Genomic DNA, 3,147 nt, shown 5'->3' with positions numbered 1-3,147 from the left:
CATAGTTTATCTCAGCTCTTTTGCCCTTCAAGAATTCTTGAGAGATAGTCCCAAAATGATCTTTTATTTTTTCTATAAACCCTTTCCTGTATCGGACGATTTCAGTGGAAAGCTGTTGTTGCTTCTGGTTCCACGGCTTTATTTCGTCGATCTGCTGGTTTCTAAGAAGAAAGTTTTTATTTTCTAACACTTTGGAATAGTCTTGTATTAGCCTCATATACTCACTGCTGGTTATGGAAATAAGTCTGTTTATAATCCTCCTTCTTTCACGCGGTGGTCCATCAATTATGTCCTGGTCCCGATCCGACGAAATCAAGCTTGGTAATGTGGAAAAGAGTATTGTTGCCCTTTCCACGACTTTGTTATTTATAGAAATTTTCTTAGTTTCCGTTTCTCTATCATAGAATATAGCAATATTGTAATTCAATCCGTCTTTTTCAAAAACAGCCTCAATCCTGAAAAAGTTTTCTCCCCATGCAATTAAGTTTCTATCTGAAACTTTTCTAAAAGATTTTGCCTGTGATAAATAGCCAATCGCTTCCAGTAAATTGGTTTTTCCACTTCCATTTGGTCCTAAGATTAAATTGATTCCGCTATCAAAGTTGAACTTTTGCGCTCTGAAGTTTCGGAAAGAAAGCAAAGAAATCTCTTTGATCATTTAATAATTTTACAGCAAAATCCTTGAAATTCCAATAAAAATGCGCTATTATTTTGGTATGAAAACGGGCTATGTGACTCTACCACTTCACAATGGCAAGGCACCTCGCTGGCTTATGGAGCGGATGACAAAATTGGCAAGGAGTATTATTTCTCTGATGGTCTTGGAATTTGGTCGAGAAGAAGTCGTAAGAAGGCTTTCTGATCCAATTTGGTTTCAATCACTTGGATGCTTGCTGGGATTCGACTGGCACTCTTCTGGCGTTACAACCACGGTTACCTACGCAATTAAGTCTGGTTTGAAAGGCCTTGAGGGTGAGTTGGGTATATTTGTAGCTGGTGGTAAGGGTAAGCACTCTTTGCTGGTTCCTGAAGAAGTTAAGGAGACGGGAGATGCTTTTGGAATTGATGCGGAAAAAATCGTTTACGCCAGCAGACTCAGTGCCAAGGTTGATTCTGTATTGTTGCAAGATGGATATAACTTATATCATCATGTGATTATGTATACAAAGGATGGCTATTGGTGTGTCATTCAGCAGGGAATGAACGATGCGTCAAAAACTGCCAGAAGATACCATTGGCTTTCCGAGAAGGTAGAGGATTTTACCTTAGAACCCCATTCAGGAATTATCTCAGAGAGTAAAGAGCGAAGCGTACTTGATATAACATCGAGAAAATCGGAAGACTCGAGGAGAGTCATTCTTGGTCTCGTAAAGGATTCGCCTGACAAGATTCTCTCTCTTTACCAGAAAGCCATTTCTTATAGAATGCCGGCAAGACATTATATCACGTTAAAAGATATGAAGCCTGAGAATTTAAAAAAAGTCCTTATAAAGACTTATGAGGCATTTCCAAGAGATTTTGAAAGCCTTCTTGCAGTGAGGGGATTTGGACCTATGAGTTTGAGAGCGTTGGCCTTGATTTCAGATATTATCTATGGGGCAAAGCCCAGTTATGAAGATCCAGTTATTTACAGCTTTGCCCACGGTGGTAAAGATGGCTATCCTTACAGGGTCAGAAGGGATATTTACGATAAATCTATAGAAGTTTTGGAAAGGGCCATTAAGAGTGCTAAATTAGGACAGCGTGAGGAACTGGAAACATTAAGGAGATTACAAAAATATTTTACTTAGTCCCTTTTTGGGATTTTATAAGTTTTCTCAAAACTTTCAAATTTTCTTCGTAAAATTCTTCTCCCCCAGGGGTTTCAAGAATCATAGGATGTTCTTTAAATCTTGGATCGTTAACAAGTAGCTCAAAGGCTTTAAGGCCAATTTCTCCTTTCCCTATATGCTCATGTCGGTCTACGTTAGAACCCAGAGGGGTTTTAGAATCGTTCAAATGGAAACACATAAGATATTCTAATCCAATAATTTTATCAAAATTTTCAAGGGTCTGGTGGTAACTTTCTTCGTCTCTGATATCGTAACCCGATTCAAAGACATGGGCGGTGTCAAAGCAGACTCCTATTCTTGATTTTTCTTCAACCCGTTCTATAATTTTTGCAATTTCTTCAAACCTTCTTCCAATCGCGTTTCCCTGTCCTGCGGTAATTTCAACAAGGAGGATTACATCTTTTACCTTTGAGATAGTTAGATTTAGTACCTCTGAAATCCTCTTGATTCCTTCTTCTATATCAGGGTTAGATCCAGGATGAAAAACTAAGTAAGGTATACCAAGTTGGTACGCCCTTAAGGCTTCATCTATAAATGCTTCCTTTGACTTTTCGTAAGTTTCATCTTTCGCAGATGCTAAATTGATAAGGTAAGAATCGTGAACAACCGGTTTTTGAAGATTGTACTGTTTTAATTTTTCTTTAAAAGCTCTGATTGACTCTTCAGAAAGTTCTTTTGCAATCCATTGTCGCTGGTTCTTTGTAAATATCTGTATGGTTTCGCACTTGAGGGCGTAGCCCCTTTCCGGGGCATTTTCCACACCCCCTGCTATTGAAACGTGTGCTCCCAGAAGTCCCATGTTTATTCCATGCTAAATTCGGGTATATCAAACCAAAATCCTGTTCCTTTTATATAGTCAATTTGAGCCATAATAAGTTCGTAGTGAGCCTTTTCAGTCTCGTAAAATTTTTTGAGCAGATCTTTGAGTGATTCATCGTCTACCGTCTGGTAATTAGTTTCGTAAAATTCCATTGATTTCTTTTCATGTTCTAAAGCGATTTCGAGGGCATCAAGCTCGTTCAGTTCTGATTTGCCATGCTTTTTCTTTTCTCTGGCTTTAATGTCGGGTAAAAGCTTTTCAATTTCCGATTTTGGAACTTCAAGGGTCTTTATGTGAACCTTTTTGTTAAATAGCTCCTTGACTTCCATGAGAGACACAAGGTGTTTAACCTCTTCCCCTGCGAGGGTAATGAACATGTTTTTTCCACTTGTATCTTTTGTTTTCCTTGCTATTTCGAGGTAAGTAAAAATAGCACTCTTCTCATTTTCGATGGCCATGTCTACAATTGCAACTTTATCCATATGCCCTCCTTTT

4 protein-coding genes are annotated in these 3,147 nt (G+C 38.4%); 1 reads left to right on the top strand and 3 read right to left on the bottom strand.

Annotated features, from left to right (window positions below; all coding sequences use genetic code 11):
• The coding region (locus QMD82_07595; GenBank protein MDI6851778.1) for an AAA family ATPase at positions 1-658 on the bottom strand (658 nt) is incomplete at its 3' end.
• 58 nt (positions 659-716) lie between these two features.
• Here QMD82_07595 and QMD82_07590 point away from each other — a divergent pair.
• Positions 717-1,790 carry a DUF763 domain-containing protein gene (locus QMD82_07590; GenBank protein MDI6851777.1) on the top strand — a complete coding sequence of 358 codons (1,074 nt, stop codon included), beginning with the start codon at positions 717-719 and terminating at the stop codon, positions 1,788-1,790.
• Here the strand turns inward: QMD82_07590 and nfo are convergent.
• Both nfo and QMD82_07580 read right to left on the bottom strand, forming a co-directional pair.
• On the bottom strand, positions 1,783-2,631 hold the full coding sequence (gene nfo, locus QMD82_07585; protein ID MDI6851776.1) for a deoxyribonuclease IV: 849 nt from the start codon (positions 2,629-2,631) through the stop codon (positions 1,783-1,785). The two genes, QMD82_07590 and nfo, sit on opposite strands and share 8 nt — an antisense overlap.
• Before the next feature lie 2 nt (positions 2,632-2,633).
• Positions 2,634-3,147: ferritin family protein (locus QMD82_07580; protein ID MDI6851775.1), on the bottom strand; the 514-nt coding region annotated here is incomplete at its 5' end.

The organism is bacterium, from assembly GCA_030019025.1.
In the GTDB taxonomy this organism is placed as follows: Bacteria; Hydrothermota; Hydrothermia; order UBA1063; family UBA1063; genus UBA1063.
This window is presented reverse-complemented; position numbering and strand designations above follow the sequence as displayed.

Coding starts and splice junctions, on each gene's coding strand:
- nfo (MDI6851776.1), bottom strand. CDS start 2,631: ATGGGACTTCTGGGAGCACACGTTTCAATAGCAGGGGGTGTGGAAAAT.
- QMD82_07590 (MDI6851777.1), top strand. CDS start 717: ATGAAAACGGGCTATGTGACTCTACCACTTCACAATGGCAAGGCACCT.